Here is a 17,690-nt window from a genome sequence, read left to right as displayed (position 1 = left end):
CCCTATATAGCCAAAATCACGAACCCCTGACTGCACAACAATACCGTCGGTAACAGAGCGAAACTGCCAGTGGCGGTACCGATTGAAGGCTCAGAAAGGTCACTTATGAGGGGCGACAAACCACTACCAGCACACGCACCATGGTGCATGGGATGCGGCGAAGACAACCCCAATGGCCTGCACCTCGAGGTACACCTGCACGGCGACCACGTCTACGCCGACCTGCAATTCGACGAGCGCCACTCAGGAGCCCCGGGACTCGCCCACGGCGGAGCCATCTCAGCGGCATGCGATGACATCATGGGTTTCACCCTGTGGATCGCCGAGACACCCGCAGTCACCCGAACCCTCACCGTGGAGTATCGACGCCCGGTCCCACTGCACACCCCCGTGCACATCACCGCCTCCCTCGTCGACGAAACCGACCGCGCGCTCTTCATCGAAGCCAACGGTACTGTCGGCGACACAACCTATTTCGCCGCAGAAGCGGTCTTCGTAAAGGTCGACTTGAGTCATTTTCTTCGTCACGGAGACTGGGGCGCCACAGCAGACCTCATCACCAGATTCTTTCAGGCCGACTAGCTGTACTGACCCGACAGGTTGGGTACGCGGTCGGCGGGTGAGTTGCCTCGGAGTGCGGTGTGGCCGCGTTCGTGATTGTAGATGCGAAGGAACTCGGGGAAGGCCGCGACGCGTTCGGTTTCACTGAGGTAGGGACGGGCGTAGGCCCATTCCTCCTGCAGGGTCTGTCAAGACCCGGGTTTGTTGGAGACCGATCATTTGTTCTGTAGTGCAGGTTCTGTCTCAGCAGCAGCGGCGTGCTGCTGCCAGTAGTGGTCTTCGACCTCGGCCGGCGGCCGGTGATCGAGTTCGCCGTGCAGGCGCGTGGTGTTGTACCAGTGGACCCACTCGGCAGTCGCGATCTCGACGGCGTTCGTCGACGCCCACGGGCCCTTCCGGTAGATCAACTCGTGCTTGTACAGTGAGTTCAAGGCTTCGGCCATCGCGTTGTCATACGAGTCGCCGCGCGAGCCGACCGAGGCGACGGCGCCGGCCTCGGCAAGGGCCTGGGTGTAGCGGATCGCCCGGTACTGGACGCCCCGGTCGGAATGGTGAATCAAGCCGGTGATGTCCTGGCCGGCCCGGCGACGCAGCCACAGGCCCATCGCCAATGCGTCGATCGCCAGGTCGGCGAACATGCGGGTCGAGGTCTGCCAGCCGACGATCATCCGCGAGAACACGTCCAACACGAACGCGACGTAGACCCAACCGACCTCGGTTCGAACGTAGGTGATGTCGGCAACCCATAGCTGATTCGGCGCAGTCGCGCAGAACGCGCGGTCGACTAGATCAGCAGGGCGTTCGGTCTCGGGTGCCGGTTTCGTGGTACGCGGGAACTTACCTCGCACGACGCCACGTATCCCCAGGTCACGGCACAGTCGTTCGACTGTGCACTTGGCGACGGTGATCCCTCGGCGGGCGAGGGCGGCGCGGATCTTGCGGCGGCCGTAGATGCCGCCGGAGTCTTCGTAGACGTCCATGATCTGCTCTTTCAGATACTCGTCGCGGACCGCTCGAGCCGACGGGGCGCGGCCGCGGGCGGCGTAGTAGGTCGATGGCGCGATCGCGCATCCTGCCTCGGTGAGGGCGGCGGTGATCGCCTCGACTGGCCATCGATGACGGTGCTGGTCGATGAAGTCGACGATCAGCGGTGTGGCCGGTCGAGCTCGGCGGCGAAGAAAGCTGACGCGGTCTTCAATATCTCGTTCGCCCGCCGCAACTCGGAGACTTCCTTCTCCAACTGGCGGATCCGTTCGATATCCGAGACCGTCTCCACACCCGGTGCCGCGGCCTGTCCTTCCTCGACGCGGCGAACCCAGTTGCGCAGGGTTTCAGGGTTGATGTCGAGTTGTTTGGCGATCCGCGCCAACGCTCCTGGCGCGGTCTCGGGGTCCTTACGGGCGTCGATGGCCATGCGCGTGGCACGGTCCCGCAATTCCTTCGAGTACTTCGATGGGCGAGGCATGAAACAAGTGTCCCTTCCGGTCAAACCTGTCTCCATCAAACCCGGGACGATTCAGTCCTCGAGTGGTGAGATCTACGACGTCACCGTCGTCGATGATCGAGACGCCGTGGTGGCCGGCATCGAATCTCGCGACTACATGGGCGGGATCGTCCTCGGTGCGCAGCCCGAGGTGCTCACCGCATCGGCCAATGGTGCGGTCAATGAGGTTGCCGCGCAACTGGCGACCCCATTGGAGTCGGCGCTCGCTCAACAGTCTGGGGTCCCACCGGGCGGTGAACCCACAGTGACCCTCACCGACGTTGCACCGTTCTCCGACGAAGACCCCAATGGCGCGCTGCTGAACTCGGCGTTCTTCCCGATGCTCTTCGGCGGCATCATCGGCGGCGTCCTCATCTCGACTGTCATCGTCGGAGCGAGGCGACGCATCCTCGCAGTGACGACGTACGCCATCGTCGGCGGAATCGTCCTCGCCAGCATCCTGCAACTCTGGTTCGGGTCGATCCAGGGCAACTACTTACTCAACGTCGGCGCCTTCGCCGTGGCCATCGCCGCTATCGCCGCACCGATGATCGGCTGCGTTGCGCTGATCGGCCGCGCTGGTACTGCAATCGGCCCGGTCGTGATGATGCTGTTCGCCAACCCCATCTCGGGAAGCGCGTTGCCGTCACAGTTCCTCCCCGGAGCATGGGGCGAAATCGGACAGTGGTTCCCACCCGGTGCATCGGCGACGCTGGTCCGTGAACTGTCGTACTTCCCCCAGGCCGACACGACGTCATCGTGGCTGGTACTCGCCGGGTGGATCGTCGGTGGCGTGATCCTCACCGCCGTGGGACACCGCCGATCGGTCAGCGCCCCGCCCAAACCAACTGCCAGCGATGACGGCTACACGAAACCGGTCCCTGCCCTTTCGTCCTGAGGGCAGGTTTCGGAGCCTGCCTCAGCTGGTTTGGACTCGAGACAAAGTGATACGAGTGGTTACCAGTATGGCGAGCTGGCGATATATGCCGCGACGCTTCTACTACGGACGTTACGTACGCGATGATGCTGTCGGCTGCCCGTCACTTGTTCTTCGTGCGGTGGCATGCCTGCGGCCGTTGTTGGTTCCTTCTTCGTCGGTGTGGCGACGTGGCTCGTATGCAGAGTTCGGCGGATCCCGTTGTTGGATGGGTATCTGGCGAGGTCGTGTGCCGACACTTGCCGCTCTGGACTCTGGGTGACCCCTGTGTGGGTGTCCCCGAGTTGTGCTCCTCAAATATGTCACTGTGACGAATGAGTGTGATCTCCGGGGTTCGTCTTCAGTGAACGCTGACGGCGAAGACTATGTTCAACGTCTGACTCCCGGGTGGGTGTGTTGCGTCGACATCGGCGACGAGCACATCGCACATCCGGCTCCTGAAGCGCGCATTCTCGTGGTCGAAGAGGCTGGAAGCATCTGAACGAATCCCTCCGCTGACCTGCACGGCATTCCGTTTCCCGGAATTGTCAGAGCCTCGCGATACAGTGTATTCAAACGTTCGAACAAGCGTTCTGATCCGGATTTGTTTGGGAGGAGGTGGTCGACGTGAACGAAAACAGCATTCAGTTGCCGGAGGATCCGGTCGCGTTGGCCGCCCTGATGGACCAGGTGGCCGCCAAGTTCGCGGCGGCTCCGTTCGCCGCGGTGACCGAGGACCAGTTGGTCACCACCGCCGAGGTGATGGAGTCGGCGCGCCGTCGCCTCGACGGTGCCGATGCGGCCCTGCTGGTGGAGATCTCCGACCGCAACGCGGTCCGCAAGGTCGGCCTGTTCTCCCTGCACCAGTTCCTGGCCCAGCACCTGCGGGTCGGCGACGGCGAAGCCAAACGCCGCCGGATCGCCGCCGAAGCCATCGGCCAATTCTCCTCCCTCACCGGAGCAACCCTCGACCCGGCGTTGCCGGCCACCGCCACCGCGGTCGCCGACGGCGCCATCGGCGGCGGCCATGTCCGGGAAATCGCGGCCGTCATGGACCGGATTCCTTCCGCGGTCGACGCCGAAACTCGGGGTCGGGCGGAGGCCCAGTTGGCGGCCATCGCCCGCGACTTGTCCCCCGCGGGCGTGGCGCAAGCCGGGCACCGCCTGCTGGCGCACCTGGATCCGGACGGGCAGGTCACCGACGAACGTGACCGCGCCCGCCGCCGCGGCCTGACCCTCATGCCGCAGGACCGGCAGTTGATGAGCAAGGTCCGCGCCCAACTCAGCCCCGAGCTGCGCGCCAACCTGGAAGTCATGCTCGGCCAATGGGCCGCACCCGGGATGAATAACCCGGATGATCCCGAGTCCCCGCGCGGGGCCGCCGATCTGGCCGACCCGGCGGTTTTGGCCGCCGCGGCCGAGCGCGACACCCGCACCGCGGGTCAGCGCAACCATGACGCACTGCTGGCGATCCTGCGGACCGCGCACGCCGCCTCCGGGGTGCCGGCCGGCAAACTCTCGACCGAACTGGTCGTGACGGTCACCGACAAGGAGCTCGCCCAGCGGGCCGGGGTCGCGGTCACCGCGACCGGCACCCGCCTCCCGATCCGAGAGTTGGTGCACGTGGCCGGTGCGGTGCAGCCGCACCTGGCGGTGTTCTCCGCCGCCACCGGTAAGGCCCTGTGGTTCGGGCGGGGACGACGCCTGGCCTCGCAGGATCAACGGTTGATGCTGTTCGCCCGCGACCGCGGGTGCACCGCCCCGGAATGCTCGGCGCCGTTCGCCCGCACCGAGGCGCACCACCTCACCGAGTGGCGTGACGGTGGTGCCACCGACATCGATAATCTCGGTGCCGCGTGCGGGCGGCACAACCGCTCGGTCGGCCACCAGGTCGGCCAGTGGGAAACCCAGATCCTGCTCGACGGCCCGGATGTGGGGCGGGTGGCGTGGCGGCCGGTGGCCGACACCCGCCGGGACTGGCGGGTCAACCAGATCCACCACGCCGAACTCCTGCCCGACCTCGGGCCCCACGCCCCACCGGCCCCGGAGGACTCCCGGGTCGAGGCCTACCTCACCCGCCTCCTGACCGCCTGACCGGCAACCACACCGGCCAGGGGTACAGGCATGCGCGCAGCCGATCTCGCTCGGTTCGCGTCTCTATAGCCGTGGCCACTTGAGCGTCTCGCCTTCGCCCTCGACGAGGTCGACGAGTGGGTGTATTGGTTCCGCAGACTCTGGAATCATCGGCTTGATGCCAGCGACGGTCCAGATCAGACTGCGGTCACGGTCGAGGCCACCACCGCGTTCCATCTTCCTGGAGGAGTCGACCGATGAAGTACACCATCTCGATCGAGATCGACAGGCCACGCAACAAGGTGGTCGAGTTGCTCTCTGATCCGGCGCAGATGCCGAAGTGGCTGCGCGGCCTGATCTCGCACGAACCGATCGAGGGCGTGCACGGACAGCTCGGCGCCGTCTCACATGTCGTTTTCCAGACCGGGAAGCAGCAGATGGAGGCGACCGAGACCGTCACTCGCGTCGATCCCATCGACCCGCAGCCAGCGCCCGCCACCACTGCAGTGCGCTACGAACGCGAGATCGCAGCGCAGGGCATGTGGCAGGCCCAACGCGACCGCCTCATCGACGCCGGGCCGAACAGAACACTCTGGGAAAGTGAGAGCGAATTCCGATTCGACGGACTCGTGATGCGACTGTTCGGACTGCTCATCCCCAGTGTGTTCCGCAAACAGTCACGCCGGCACATGGAGGACTTCAAAGCGTTCGCCGAGGATGGGGCAGACGTTCGTGACGAGACGAGCTGACTCGCGGACGAGGTCCGGCGTCCGGTCCCTCTCGGCGAAGGCCGGGCCGACGCCGACCCCGACCGTGACGTGTGCTGCTGCCGCTCACGCACTCGATCAAGCGTTGGTGGAGCTGTCGGTGCTGATGCTGTCGGGCCACGCCGTGTGCAGAGTGGTCGGTGGGCGACGTCGTCGACCACGTCCTGACGGTCACCGACAAGTTCACGCAGTTCGCGGCTGGAAGGACTGACGCACCGCGAGGCCAGAGGCGTCGTCCAGTGGATCGACGAGCTGCACTGAGTGCCACGATCCTCGAGAGTCGAGCCGCATGGTCGTCGGTCGATCCTGTTCGGGTCTGTCACCTCCCGTTCGGGGATTTCCAGGCACACGAGGCCGCGGCGATCAATTGTGCCGATGTCCTCCTTCATGCGTGGGATGTCGCGCGAGGGACCGGGCTCGAGCATTCGATACCGGCGGAGTTGGTTCCCCAAGCGTTGGCGACGATCCAGAGACTCGCGTCGGACGAGGCGGTACGCGACGGGCACTACGCCCGACCGCCGACGGAGGTTCGCGGCGCTACCGCCGACATGCTCCTGATCGCGTCTGGCCGGTCGCCGACGTGGCCTGATCGGTGACTCGTCACCTCCCCGAGTGAGAAGTCTCGCGCGGACATCGCATCGCAAACTAGTACGCTGCAGACCCCAGACCGTTCCGGAGGGAGCATCGATGCCAGAGATGTATCGCGGGTCGGAACGCGAGCTTCTGGACGCCATCATCGACCGAAATCGCGAGGCGTTGATCGCCTCCGTGGAATGGCTGTCCGACGCGGAGAGTCGGCGACGCCTCGTCGCGTCCGCGACCACGCCGATCGGCTTGATCAAGCATGCGGCCGCCGCCGAACGCTTCTGGTTTCAACGATTCCTCGATCGCCGCACAGAGTGCGACGGCCCGGCGAACCCCGGCGAGGCGAGCTACGCGGTCGACGACGCCGAGAGTCTGGACGACGTCATCGCCGAGTTCCGTCGTGCGAGCGCCGAGTCGCGGCGCATCGCTTCCGGACTCGACGCCGACGATGTGCTGATGAACTCGCGTGACGAACCGGTGAGTGTGCGATACGTGTTGCAGCACATGGTCGAGGAGTTCGCGAGGCACGCCGGTCACGCCGACATCCTGGTCGAGCAGATCGTGGCCTCGCGCTGAGTTCGTCGCGCATCCTTGCCTGTTACGAAACGGCGTTATATAACGGTGGTATGAATCAGTGCGGGGTCGTTGAACGCACGGAGGCGGGTCGCGGAGGCGGCTCGCGGCGACGTCGTGATCCCCAGCCACGACCGCCTGTGTGGGAGCAGATCGGTGGACTTCCCGGCCTCGTTCAGTCCGCGGTCCCGTCGATCGTCTTCGTTCTGACCCACCAGGTGTTCGGTGTGCTCACAGCGGTTCTGGCGGTTCTGGGGGCGGCGGTGTCGATCGTCGCCGTGCGCGCTGCCCGCGGACAGTCGTTGCGCCCGGCGATCGGCGGCGTGGTCGGCGTCGCGGTGTCGTCGACCCTGACTCTGTGGACCGGCGACGCCCGCGACTACTTCCTGCCGGACATCTGGGGCTACCTGATCTGTGCCGTGGTGCTGCTCATCTCCGTCGTGGCCCGACAACCGCTCGCCGGTGTGCTGTGGAGTGCGGCGAATCGGCAGTCGATGGCGTGGCGGAACAATCGTGAAGCGCTGCGGGCGTACACGATCGCGACGCTGGTCACCGCCGCATCGTTCGGCGTCCGGTCGGGTACGCAGATCTGGTTCTACGAGCTCGACGCGGTCGGCGCGATGGCTGCCGCACGGCTTGTCGTGAACTATCCGCTCTGGGGCCTGACGGCAGCGGTGTGGGTGTGGTCGATCCGCGTCGCGAGGCGCGTCCGATGAGTCCGCGCGCACTGGACCCCGCCGTCCGAGAGGCGCTGTCCGAAGCGGCTGTCCGCATCCTCGGAACCGAGGGGCGCGACGCGCTCAGCTCTCGCCGCCTCGCCCGGGAAGCGGGAACGTCGACCACCGCCGTGTACACCTACTTCGGTGGCATGGACGAACTCCACCGTCACGTCAGGCGCCGAGAACTGGACGCGCTCGTGCACCGGCTCGACGTGATCGACGTGACCGAGGATCCGGTCGCAGATCTCGCCGGGGTCAGCGCGGTCTACATCCGCTACGGAGCGGACCACCGGTCGCGCTATCGCGTGATGTTCGTCGATCAGCCACCCGACGACGAGCACGATCCGGCCGAACGCGTCTTCGACCGCTTCCGCGCAGCCGTCGAGGCGTGCGTGACCGTCGGCCGATTCCACCCGGACGTCCACTACTCCCCTGCGCTGTGGGCGGGAGAGATCTGGGCGGCGTGCCACGGCGCGGCGATGCTGGCGGCGACCGACCTCCTGCCGCCGTCGCAGATCGATACGCTCGCCGCAGACCTCGTCTACCGGATGTGCGTCGGATTCGGCGACGATCCCGTTCGTGCTCGGGCCTCTGTCAACGGCCGGTTCGGTGAAGGAGACAATCGACGTGCAGCCGTGCGGCCGCAGCGAGGAGAACACGGTGCCGCGACCTGATGCGACCGAGCGCTGGACGCTCGACGACGCACCCGATCAGACGGGACGCGTCGCCGTCGTGACCGGCGCCAACTCAGGGCTGGGACTCGAAGTGGCGCGCGGGTTGGCGCGCCTGGGCGCAACCGTCGTGATGGCCTGTCGAACCGCGGGTACCGCCGAGGTCGCACGCGCTAGCATCGTCGCCGACCACCCGAGCGCGGACGTGTCGGTCGTGCCACTCGACCTCGCCGATCCGGAGTCCGTCCGGCGGTGCGCAGACGGGGTCATGGCACGTCACTCGGCTGTCGACCTCGTTGTCGCGAACGCCGGCTACATCCCGACCGAGGTGGTCAGGAACGATGACGGGATCGAACTCGGCTTCGCTGCGACGTTCCTTGGCCACTTCGCCCTCATCGGGCACCTCGCCGACGTCGTGCGTCGGACTCCGGCTGCGCGCGTGGTGACCGTCGGCAGTCTGGCGCACCGCACCCGGGGCGTCGATCCGTCGTCGCTCGGCGTCGGGACGACGCGCTCGCCGATGCGCGCCTACGCCGAGGCGAAGCTCGCGCAACTGATCTTCGCCGGCGAACTGGACCGACGGTTCACCGCGATCGGATCGTCGGCGATCTCGCTGGCCGCGCACCCGGGCGCGGCGAAGACTGGCGTGATGCGCGAACGGAATGCGGTCATCCAGCGCGCGTTCCACAGCAGACTCACGTGGCCGGTGCTGCGGCTGTTCGTCAACGATGCGCCTGCGGGTGCTCTTCCGATACTGCGCGCGGCGACCGACCCGTCCGCCGTCGGCGGGGATTACTTCGGTCCCTCGGGGCCCTTCCAGCTGACAGGTGCGCCCGTGCAGGTTCCGAGCAGCCCGGTTGTTCGGGACGCCGCGATCGGGGCACGGCTGTGGGCGTTCGCGGAGTCGCACACGAGGGTGGAGTATCCGTGAGGGACCACATGACAGCACTGCTCGCGCCGGTGCGACGCCTCGATGTCTGGCTTTTCGTCGTCCTGGTCGTGCTGGTCGTGACGAGCTCGGTGCGCTACGTGCTGCGGCACGGGCTCGGGACGGTCGGGGTCCTGATCCTCCTGGGTGCGGTCGTTCTCGTCGCGGGCTACGGGGTGCGCCCGTGGCTGCCCGAGCGGTCGTGGGTTCCCGCCGCCTGGTCGGTGACACTGGCGGCGCTCGTCGCGGCCCTGACCGTGGTCGCGCCGTCCTTCGCCTGGTGTGCGGTGCCGGTGGCCTTCGCCGTCCTGGGCACGCTGCCGTTCCGGTGGGCGGTCGCGTGCGTGAGCGTTCTGATGGTGGTGATCACGGCGTCGTGGCTCCGGATCAGTTCCGCGTTCGACCCGGCACTGATCGCCGGGCCGCTGGGCATCGCACTCATCACCGTGATGGCGTTCCGCGCCCTCGACCGGGAGTCGAAGGCGCGGGCCGACCTCATCGACCGGCTCGTGGCGACCCAAGACGACCTGGCCGCCGAGCAGCGTCGAGCGGGCGCACTGCGGGAACGCGCGAGGCTCTCGCGTGACATCCACGACTCCGTCGGACAAGACCTCTCGAGCGTGTACCTGCTGCTGCAGGTCGCGGACCGCGGCTGGAAGACGCAGCCTCAGGACTCGCACGACAATGTCCGCACCGCGATCGACGCCTCACGCCGCGGTCTCGAGGAGATCCGGCACGTCATCCACGACCTCAGCACCGACGTCGAGTCGTCGACGCTGACCTCGCCCTCCGAACTGCATCGTCGGCTCGACGACGTCGGCGAGAGGTCGCACGGTCCGGCCACGGTGACGCTGCGGGTCGACGGCACGGCGGTGCCGCTGTCGCATCGCCTGTCGTCGGCCCTCGTCGCGACGGCGCGCGGAGCGCTGGCCAACGCACAGGAGCATGCGGGCGCGAATCGCGTGATGATGACCCTGACCTACACCGACGACGAGGTCCGCCTCGACATCCGTGACGACGGGCGGGGGTTCGACGTCGATCGGGTTCTCGCCGCCCAATCGGGATCGACGAGGGCGGGCGGACGTTCACAGCGAGGCCTGGGGCTGAAGGGCGTCAGCGACCGCGTCGTCGACCTGGGCGGCGGTGCGATGATCGAATCCGAGATCGGCGACGGCACCACCGTGTCCGTCTGGTTCCCCATCGGTGTCCCCCACGAGGAGCAGTGACAATGAACGACACCCGGATCAGCATCCTGCTCGTCGACGACCACCCGATCGTGCGCGCCGGACTCGCGGCCCTGATCAACGCGTTGGACGACATGTCGGTGGTCGCTGAGGCCGACGATCTGGAGTCGACGCTTCGGGCGGTCCGGACGCACCGGCCGGACGTCATCCTCATGGACCTCAACCTCGGAGCGTCGGAGCATTCGGGAGCGCAGATCATCGCCGAACTCCACAGAGCGCCGAACACGGCCCCGATTCCGCAGATCCTGGTCCTCACCACCTATCAGACGGAGTCCAACATCCTCCGTGCGCTCGACGCCGGGGCGCGCGGCTACCTGCTCAAGGACGCGCCGGCCGACGAACTGCTCACGGCGATTCGAGCAACGGCACGCGGCGAGACGGTGCTCTCCCCCGCGATCGCCTCGACGCTGGTGCGACGAAGTGGTCGGCCCGGCCCGACGATCACCGAACGCGAAGTGGAGGTCCTGGAACTGCTGGCTCAAGGAATGGGCAACAAGGATCTGGCCAAGAGCATGTTCATCTCCGAAGGAACCGTCAAGGCGCACCTGGCCCACATCTACGACAAGCTGGGCGTCGACACCCGAGCCGGTGCGGTCGCCGCGGCCATCGAGCAGCGGATCATCCGCGTGGAGTGACGGCCCGCGCGCCGAACAACGCCCTTACCGAAGACGACCGATGCCGACAGCTCACGAGGAGATGCCGGCACCGATCGTCGGGTGGGCGGTTCATGCCCTGAGCGGGAGGGAGCTCAGTCAGTGGTAATCAGCGCTTGTTGCCGTTGTTGAAGTGGTAGCCGCCCTTGCCGTCGTTGCCCTGCGCGCCGTTGGCTCCGGGGCCCTTGGCGTCGGTGCCGGGCTCCACGTGGTTGGTCTTGGTGTGAATGATGTCGAAGTAGGTCTTCGTGTCCGCGGCGTTCGGGTACACGCGGTAGGTGAAGACGTTCTTGGTCAGCTCGACGATCGGGACGACGCGCTCGAACAGCACCTTGCCGGTGGCGTCCTTGGCGTTGATCCACCGCTCGGACCCGTCGGCGTTGACGGTCCAGTCGCCCTTCAGCTTCGGTGAGTCGTCGAGGTTGTACATCGTGTAGGTGCCGTCGGCCTTGAAGTAGGCCCAGCCCACGAAGTTCGACACGCCCGCGTTGTCGAGGGCGACGCGCTTCCCGTTCTGATCGACGGCGCCGGTGGTCTTCCACGGGGTGGAGGCCAGGGACTGCGACGGCGTCAGCTTCTGCGCGAACGGCGACGGGATCGAGATCGACGGCGCCGCGAACGCGGGCGCGGCGGTGGTCGGGGCGGCGGCCAGGACGGCACCTGCGGCGGCGGAGACCGACAGGACGGCGAGTGCGGCGCGGCGAGCGAATGCGTTGTGTGTCATGACATTCACGGTATGGAGCGGTGAACGGGCGGGCATCATCCGATCGGCCAGTTCTGACCGCCCCGATGGCCGACGCTCCCCTGTCGCACAGGGCGCGCGGCCTCGCCGCGACAGCATCGAGATCTCGATCGCGGTCGCGTCTGCGGGCGGACGACCGGTTCCGATCAACCAAGGTGTATCCGGTCGAGATCGAGGCCGCGGCGCTGAGCCACCCCGACGTCGAGGACGCGGCCGCAGTCGGTAAAGCTTCCGCGGGAGATCCTCATCCGCGCCGCGCTCCCCCGAGACGACAACGGAAAACTGTACCGACGACGCATCGTCGAGCAGTAGGACCCGCTCATCCCACGACCGGAGCGCCGTTGAACTCCCTCTCGTCGACATAGTCGATCTTCAACGGTGCGAATCGTGCCGGCGAGGCCACTGCGCTCCAACCCAGGAGTCCGGTCATTCCTCGTCGGTCAGCACCACCGCCACCTCGCGCGGTGTCGGCCGTCGCGGCGATCCCCCGTCGACGTCGGCGAACAGCACCCGACCCGCCTCGATCGCCTGCCCGTACGCGAACAGGAGTTGGATCGCCGGGGCCAGATCGTCCTGCTTGGCGGTCGGCGGCGTCATCTCCATGCCGAGCGGCAGCGGGAACATGCCGAGATCGGTGAGCTCGGAGTCCTCCCAGACGGACGGACCCCACGGCGCCTCCGAGCTGACGCGGGTCGAGAGCCCGTGCACGACGACGATGTTCGGCTCGTCGGAGTCCTGACGGAAGCTGTGCCCGTCGAACTCGGCGGCCCACCACACCAGCCCGTCCATCGGCGCCACGCCGTCGGGTTCGGCCTCACCCAGAGTGGTCAGGGTGATCGGCTCTTCGAAGACCAGGAACCCGAGTCGACCGCCGGCGATCAACGCGTCGGTCTGCGCCGGCGACTCGAGCATCGCCGAGACGGTGGCGACCGTGCTCGTGGACATCCACGTCGGTTGCGCCTGTTCCACCGCGAGCTGTGCGCCGTCGAGCATGGTCTGCGTCATCAGCGTGCCGTGATCGAAGTCAGGGGCGAGAGTCTGCTCGATCCGCTGATAGCCGCGGAGGAGTTCGGCTCGGAGGCGGTCCATGCTCGCCGCGGACCAGGTCTGGGTTTGCTGTGCGTTGAATGTCATGCGCAGGACCGTAAGCGAGATCACAGAACACGTAAAACGCGTTGTCCACAGTTCTGCGATTCCGGATATCGCTCCACGTCAGCGCCTGTGGACAACCTCCCCGCTAGCTCTCGACGGCTTCGGTTTCTGGCTCCGGGTCTTTCGCCAACTCGGTCAGTCCGAGCCGCGGCAGGCCGCGACGCTCGTAGTAGTACGCCGTGCCGAGACCGATGGCGACGCCGATGACGAGGCCGATGGCGGTCATCGCGATCGCATGACTGAGCCCGGCGGCGCCGCGCGCGTCAAAGAACACGATGGCGCGGATCCCGACGTACACCTGATGCAGCGGCTCGAACGACGACAACCAGGCGAAGAACTGCGGCGTCGCCTCCAACGGGATGGTCGCACCGGCCGACGGCAACCCGAGGAACACGAACACGAACATGTTGATCAGCATGCCGATCCCACCGAAGGCCGACACCACCGACAGTGCGGTGACTCCGACGGCGGAGATCGCGAGCATGCTGTAGCCCCACAGGATCCATGGATGGTCGATGTTCATGTCGAGCGCTTTCGCGACGCCGATGTATGCAGTCGAGAGGACGACCGCGGTGCCCACCATGACGATCCATTTGATCACGAGCACCTCCATCCGGTTGAAGCCCTGCGGTCGACGGACCACGATGCGGGGACCGATCTCCGACGCGATGAATCCGAGCGATCCGTCGATCAGCGTGTTGACGAGCATCGCGCCGGTGAAGCCGCCGAGCAGCACGAGGAGTGCGAAGTAGAACGCCGACAGTCCGAGGCCGGTCCCGTGCGGCAGCGGCTCGAACTGCTTGGGCACGATCTTGATCGGGGTCGCGAGCGTGATCGCCGTGACGCCGGTGATGTGGGCGGGCGGATTCTGTTGAGCGGCGGCTTGATTGACCGACTCGGTGACTTTGACGCCGACGTTCTTGTTCATCTCGGCGAGGACCTCACCGCTCAGTGCGGTGACCAGCGAACTGCCCATCGTGGCCGACCGCGGGTTGGTCAGCACCGTGATCTCAGGCTGCGGCGCCGGCGTGGTCGAGGGAACCAGGCTCGCCTGCGCCAGCGCCAGCGTCTTGGCGCTGAAGTCGGCGGGGACGCGGATGGCGCCGTACAGGCGGCCGTCACGCATTCGTTCGACGGTCTCGTCCCACGTCAGGTACTCCAACTGCACCTGGTCGGCGTCGACCTTCGCGTCGACGGACTTGGTGATCTCCTCGGCGAGATTCACATGCTTGCCCGCCGGGTCCGTCGCGCCCACATCCTCGTTGACCACGGCGATCGGGAACGAGTTCAGATTGCGCGTCGGGTCGAGGATGCTGCTCAGATAGAGCGCCGCCATCGCCGACATCACCACCGTGACCACGATGATCGGGCCGGCCCAGAAACGCCACGACCGGAGGGGTCGGCTTCGCTCGGCGGGCGGGCGGTCGTCGAGATCGGTGTCAGTCATGCGAGTGCTCCCGTGAGTGGTTCTGATGGCGCTGGACAGAACGTTAGACGGTGCGCCGGTCGGTTACCGGGATGCGGCCGCACATGCTTCGAACCAGTTCGAGAACTCACACGCGAGGTGCCAACGATGCCCGTGGACGACCGACGGGAGCATCAGGAGCGGGAACTCGATGACGAGCCGTGCGTGGACACCTGCGGGTGTGTCGCGGAACTGGTGCCGCACTCCACCGATCGGAGTGCCGTCGGATGCTCGGGCGACGCCGTCCAGTCGGTGTGCGAAGAGTGGGTCGATCGGTGTGACGAGGCTCGAGACGTCGTCGTAGTCGATCGTGAATCGTGCGGCGAGCGGACTTCCGCCGTTCGTCTCCACCACCTCCTGGATGCCGTCGGCCGTGCGGAGGACGAAGTGGTCGGGGCAGGCGCGTTCCATCTCGTCGCGGTTCGACTCGACGGTGATCGCGGTGAACCATTCGGTGAACGCCGTCGACGCCGCGCCGGGGACGACGAGTTCGGTGAGGCAGAGGCGACGCCGCCGGCTGACGCGTGCCTGGGAGCGTGCCAGTGCGTCGGCGACGGCGGTGTCGCGATGCAGTCGGCGCAGGATCTCGTCGTCGCCGAGTGAACGCTTGGCGTGCAGCCAGGCCTCCCGACGGGTGTTGAGGTCTCCCGACGTGGGGACTGCGACGCCGAGCTTCTTCGCGGCGGCGTCGATGCGCCGACTCTCCCAGTTCAAGACATCGGCGCGGGCGTGTGTTCGTCCGCCGATCATCGCGGTGATCGCTGACTCGGCTGTCCCCATCGTCTCCCTAAAGCTAGACTGTCTATCGTTAACGAACGATAGGTGTCGGGGCGCGGGTCGTCAACGGCGCGATGCCCGGCAGCACGGAGGTGGCGGACGTGACCGATCCTGAACGACCCGCGCGACGGACGGGTGGCAGGTCGGCGCGTGTCCAAGACCAGGTCGAGGGCGCGGCCCTGGCAGTCCTGCTCGACGCCGGCTACTCGGGTCTCACCATCCGCGCGGTGGCGCAGGCGGCCGGTGTCGCCGAGACGACCGTTTACCGTCGATGGCCGACCGTCGGCGACTTGGCTGCAGCCGCTCTCCTGCGGCTCGCCGCTCGGGGCAACCCGATTCCCGACACGGGTTCCCTGGTGGAAGATCTGCGACTGCTGCTGACTCAGGTCACCGAGCTGCTGGCACGCCCCGAGGTTCTTCGCGTGGTGCGCAGTGCGGTGGTCGCGGAGGGTGATGCGGCCCGGCATGCGCGAAACGCCTTCTTCCAGCAGCGATTCGCGGCGTCATCGGTGATCGTCGAGCGTGCGATCGCGCGTGGCGAACTCCCCCCGGACACGGACGGCCTCCGCCTCATCGAGTCGCTGGTCGGCCCCGCCTACATGCGGGCGCTGTTCGGATATCGGGAGATCGACGACGACTTCGTCGAATCTTCCATTGCATCGGTGCTCGCCACGGTCCGCTGAGGGCGGCACGAGCGAAGCGGGGTCGGTGGTTTCAGTCCGGCAACCTGAGCGGGCGCAGCTCCGCGAACCGGTCTCCCGGACCCGGGTTGTCCGGCCAACAGGCTCCGCCCAAATGGTGCATCACGCCCCACACCGCATTCAGAGCGGTCTGGACCGCGCCCTCGGCCCACCCCGCGGTCCAGGAGATGTCGTCGCCCGCAAGGAAGATGCCGCGGTGCGGCGCCTCGAAATCGTCCTGCATGAAGTGGGTGAACAGCCGCTCCTGGTAGCGGTAGTGGCCCGGAAGGTTGGCGCGGAAGGCGCCCATGAAGTTCCGTTCGGTCTCCCACGACACGGTCAGCGGCGGCGCGATGATGCGGCTGCGGAGGTCGAGATCGGGATAGATCCTGCTCAGCGAAGTCAGCATCAGTTCCATCCGTTCGGTGGCGTCGAGCGGAAGAAGTTTCAGCGAGTCGTCGGTCCACGTGTACGACAGGCAGATCACGGCCGGACCGTCGTCTCCACCGTCCTCGGAGTCGGTGCCGCTGAGTGCACCGTCCATCAGATACACCCCGCGCGGCATCCGGTCGGTGAGCGTCATGCTCATCGGGTAGCGCCCGGTGCGCGGCTCCCGATCGCGCCAGAACGGTCGGTCGACGAGGACGAACACCTTGCTCGACCCCATGTAGTGGGTGCGCTCAATGGCACTCCAGTGGAGGGCGTCGAACAGGCTCTCGTCGCAGCGAATGGTGCTGAGCAGCAACCAGACCGGCGCGGTGTTCACGACGGCGGGGTACTCGGCGGTCTCCCCCGTCGCATCGGTGATGGTGATGCTGCCGGAAGGACTCCGGGCGATGTCGGTGACGGCCGGTCGAGGAACGCCGCCGTCGTGGAGCCCCGCCACGGAGGCGCCGGCCGGGCGGCCGACGGCGCTGCGCAGCGGGTGCGACCACAGGGCGCGCGGCAACCGCCGGCATCCGCCGACGATGCCGCGGTGATCCTCGTCGGCGGCGGTCGCGACCACGCGGAGGACCTCGAGGATCGAGTTCGAGAAGTCGGTGTCCCACCCGCCGGTGCCGAAGCCGACCTGGCCGAACAGCTCGCGATCGGCGAACGACCGCAGGTGTGGCGAGTCGGCGAGGAATCGGTAGAAGCTGGTGTCGTCGTACCGCTGCACCAGCCGATGCCACAGTGCGGCGACGGCGCCGGTGTCGCGGGCACGAAGCGCCGTCCGGAGTGCGGTGATGTCCGCGCCGTCCTCCAGGGTCGCGTCCCATGCGCGGGCGACGCGAGCGAACACCTCGGGGAGATCGTCCAGCGTACGTCCGTGAACGGTGATCCCCTTCAAGTCGATGACCGTGTCGGGCGTGGCCGCGGCGAGCGGGTTCGGGAACGGAACGGTGCGCAGGCCCATCTCGTCGAGATACCCGAACAGCGTGGTGGACGACGACGGGAAGCGCATCGCGCCCATCTCGGCGACGGTGCCGGGATGCCCGTCGAACGACGAAGACCGCATCCGTCCGCCGATCTCCTCGGCCTCGTAGACCACCGGCCGCAGCCCCATCCGAGCGAGTTCGTAGGCGACGACCGTCCCCGACAGGCCCGCGCCGATCACGGCGATGGGTGTGCCGCGTGCGGCGTTCGGGATCGAGCCGAGCCCGGCCGGGTGGCCACGGAAATCGTCGTACGGGAACGGGAAGTCGGGCCCGATCATCGAGA

The 17,690-nt window shown here is 67.0% G+C and carries 17 protein-coding genes and 2 pseudogenes; 12 read left to right on the top strand and 7 right to left on the bottom strand.

Translation table 11 applies throughout. The features are described 5' to 3' along the window. Window positions 1-105 precede the first annotated feature (105 nt). On the top strand, window positions 106-582 hold the full coding sequence (locus tag ACH46_RS10875; RefSeq protein WP_006896186.1) for a PaaI family thioesterase: 477 nt from the start codon (window positions 106-108) through the stop codon (window positions 580-582). Here ACH46_RS10875 and ACH46_RS21615 read toward each other — a convergent pair. Together ACH46_RS21615 and ACH46_RS10870 are read right to left on the bottom strand one after the other, a co-directional pair. Next, window positions 579-749, bottom strand: a pseudogene (locus ACH46_RS21615) (IS481 family transposase); the annotation flags it as partial. The gene ACH46_RS10875 and the pseudogene ACH46_RS21615 overlap by 4 nt on opposite strands. Before the next feature lie 27 nt (window positions 750-776). Then, window positions 777-2,026, bottom strand: a pseudogene (locus ACH46_RS10870) (IS3 family transposase). On the opposite strand from ACH46_RS10870, the gene ACH46_RS10860 reads away from it, so the two are divergent. From ACH46_RS10860 to ACH46_RS10815, 10 genes are all read left to right on the top strand, one after another. Beyond that, on the top strand, window positions 2,025-2,942 hold the full coding sequence (locus tag ACH46_RS10860) for a hypothetical protein (protein WP_062392907.1): 918 nt from the start codon (window positions 2,025-2,027) through the stop codon (window positions 2,940-2,942). The pseudogene ACH46_RS10870 and the gene ACH46_RS10860 sit on opposite strands and share 2 nt — an antisense overlap. A gap of 645 nt (window positions 2,943-3,587) precedes the next feature. Further along, a complete protein-coding gene (locus ACH46_RS10855) occupies window positions 3,588-5,054 on the top strand; it encodes an HNH endonuclease signature motif containing protein (RefSeq protein WP_062395267.1) in 1,467 nt (488 codons plus the stop codon). Between the two features lie 236 nt (window positions 5,055-5,290). Then, complete coding sequence (locus ACH46_RS10850) at window positions 5,291-5,782, top strand: SRPBCC family protein (RefSeq protein ID WP_062392906.1); 492 nt, start codon at window positions 5,291-5,293, stop codon at window positions 5,780-5,782. A gap of 158 nt (window positions 5,783-5,940) precedes the next feature. Continuing rightward, window positions 5,941-6,396, top strand: coding sequence for a DinB family protein (locus tag ACH46_RS21960; RefSeq protein WP_062392905.1), 456 nt, complete (start codon window positions 5,941-5,943; stop codon window positions 6,394-6,396). A gap of 91 nt (window positions 6,397-6,487) precedes the next feature. Next, complete coding sequence (locus tag ACH46_RS10840) at window positions 6,488-6,961, top strand: DinB family protein (protein ID WP_062392904.1); 474 nt, start codon at window positions 6,488-6,490, stop codon at window positions 6,959-6,961. 137 nt (window positions 6,962-7,098) lie between these two features. Then, the gene (locus ACH46_RS10835) at window positions 7,099-7,674 is read left to right on the top strand and encodes a DUF3159 domain-containing protein (RefSeq protein ID WP_062392903.1); all 576 of its coding nucleotides are present in this window, start codon (window positions 7,099-7,101) and stop codon (window positions 7,672-7,674) included. After that, window positions 7,671-8,351 (top strand): TetR/AcrR family transcriptional regulator, encoded by a 681-nt coding sequence (locus ACH46_RS10830; protein ID WP_157851040.1) that lies wholly within the window; start codon window positions 7,671-7,673, stop codon window positions 8,349-8,351. The genes ACH46_RS10835 and ACH46_RS10830 overlap by 4 nt, the downstream gene beginning before the upstream one ends. Next, the gene (locus ACH46_RS10825; protein WP_062395265.1) at window positions 8,338-9,279 is read left to right on the top strand and encodes an oxidoreductase; all 942 of its coding nucleotides are present in this window, start codon (window positions 8,338-8,340) and stop codon (window positions 9,277-9,279) included. Before ACH46_RS10830 ends, ACH46_RS10825 begins: the two co-directional genes overlap by 14 nt. A gap of 8 nt (window positions 9,280-9,287) precedes the next feature. Next, entirely contained in the window at window positions 9,288-10,502 is a 1,215-nt protein-coding gene (locus ACH46_RS10820) for a sensor histidine kinase (RefSeq protein ID WP_062392901.1), read from the top strand. A gap of 2 nt (window positions 10,503-10,504) precedes the next feature. After that, a complete protein-coding gene (locus ACH46_RS10815) occupies window positions 10,505-11,155 on the top strand; it encodes a response regulator (protein WP_062392900.1) in 651 nt (216 codons plus the stop codon). 127 nt (window positions 11,156-11,282) lie between these two features. Here the strand turns inward: ACH46_RS10815 and ACH46_RS10810 are convergent, their stop codons facing one another. The 4 genes from ACH46_RS10810 to ACH46_RS10795 form a co-directional block, all read right to left on the bottom strand. Continuing rightward, window positions 11,283-11,897: a DUF4822 domain-containing protein gene (locus ACH46_RS10810; protein ID WP_062392899.1), complete on the bottom strand. Its 615-nt coding sequence runs from the start codon at window positions 11,895-11,897 to the stop codon at window positions 11,283-11,285. Window positions 11,898-12,341: 444 nt separating this feature from the next. After that, the gene (locus tag ACH46_RS10805; protein WP_157851039.1) at window positions 12,342-13,049 is read right to left on the bottom strand and encodes a hypothetical protein; all 708 of its coding nucleotides are present in this window, start codon (window positions 13,047-13,049) and stop codon (window positions 12,342-12,344) included. Between the two features lie 103 nt (window positions 13,050-13,152). Beyond that, window positions 13,153-14,514: a YhgE/Pip domain-containing protein gene (locus ACH46_RS10800; RefSeq protein ID WP_062392897.1), complete on the bottom strand. Its 1,362-nt coding sequence runs from the start codon at window positions 14,512-14,514 to the stop codon at window positions 13,153-13,155. Window positions 14,515-14,577: 63 nt separating this feature from the next. Then, a complete protein-coding gene (locus tag ACH46_RS10795) occupies window positions 14,578-15,312 on the bottom strand; it encodes a hypothetical protein (protein WP_062392896.1) in 735 nt (244 codons plus the stop codon). Window positions 15,313-15,410: 98 nt separating this feature from the next. Here ACH46_RS10795 and ACH46_RS10790 point away from each other — a divergent pair, with 98 nt between their 5' ends. Further along, window positions 15,411-15,992, top strand: coding sequence for a TetR/AcrR family transcriptional regulator (locus tag ACH46_RS10790; protein WP_162234640.1), 582 nt, complete (start codon window positions 15,411-15,413; stop codon window positions 15,990-15,992). 31 nt (window positions 15,993-16,023) lie between these two features. Here the strand turns inward: ACH46_RS10790 and ACH46_RS10785 are convergent, their stop codons facing one another. Beyond that, entirely contained in the window at window positions 16,024-17,685 is a 1,662-nt protein-coding gene (locus ACH46_RS10785) for a flavin monoamine oxidase family protein (RefSeq protein ID WP_062395263.1), read from the bottom strand. Between the last annotated feature and the right edge of the window lie 5 nt (window positions 17,686-17,690).

It is taken from the genome of Gordonia phthalatica (assembly GCF_001305675.1).
Taxonomy (GTDB): Bacteria; Actinomycetota; Actinomycetes; order Mycobacteriales; family Mycobacteriaceae; genus Gordonia; species Gordonia phthalatica.
Note: the sequence above shows the minus strand (reverse complement) of the source record. Positions and strands in the feature narration are given on the sequence as shown.

Bases quoted from the DNA above. Each gene is read 5' to 3' on its own strand.
- ACH46_RS10820 (WP_062392901.1), top strand. From the start codon at position 9,288: ATGACAGCACTGCTCGCGCCGGTGCGACGCCTCGATGTCTGGCTTTTC.
- ACH46_RS10815 (WP_062392900.1), top strand. From the start codon at position 10,505: ATGAACGACACCCGGATCAGCATCCTGCTCGTCGACGACCACCCGATC.
- ACH46_RS10875 (WP_006896186.1), top strand. From the start codon at position 106: ATGAGGGGCGACAAACCACTACCAGCACACGCACCATGGTGCATGGGA.
- ACH46_RS10860 (WP_062392907.1), top strand. From the start codon at position 2,025: ATGAAACAAGTGTCCCTTCCGGTCAAACCTGTCTCCATCAAACCCGGG.
- ACH46_RS10805 (WP_157851039.1), bottom strand. From the start codon at position 13,049: ATGACATTCAACGCACAGCAAACCCAGACCTGGTCCGCGGCGAGCATG.
- ACH46_RS10785 (WP_062395263.1), bottom strand. From the start codon at position 17,685: ATGATCGGGCCCGACTTCCCGTTCCCGTACGACGATTTCCGTGGCCAC.
- ACH46_RS10810 (WP_062392899.1), bottom strand. From the start codon at position 11,897: ATGACACACAACGCATTCGCTCGCCGCGCCGCACTCGCCGTCCTGTCG.
- ACH46_RS10830 (WP_157851040.1), top strand. From the start codon at position 7,671: ATGAGTCCGCGCGCACTGGACCCCGCCGTCCGAGAGGCGCTGTCCGAA.
- ACH46_RS10840 (WP_062392904.1), top strand. From the start codon at position 6,488: ATGCCAGAGATGTATCGCGGGTCGGAACGCGAGCTTCTGGACGCCATC.
- ACH46_RS10800 (WP_062392897.1), bottom strand. From the start codon at position 14,514: ATGACTGACACCGATCTCGACGACCGCCCGCCCGCCGAGCGAAGCCGA.
- ACH46_RS10850 (WP_062392906.1), top strand. From the start codon at position 5,291: ATGAAGTACACCATCTCGATCGAGATCGACAGGCCACGCAACAAGGTG.
- ACH46_RS10795 (WP_062392896.1), bottom strand. From the start codon at position 15,312: ATGGGGACAGCCGAGTCAGCGATCACCGCGATGATCGGCGGACGAACA.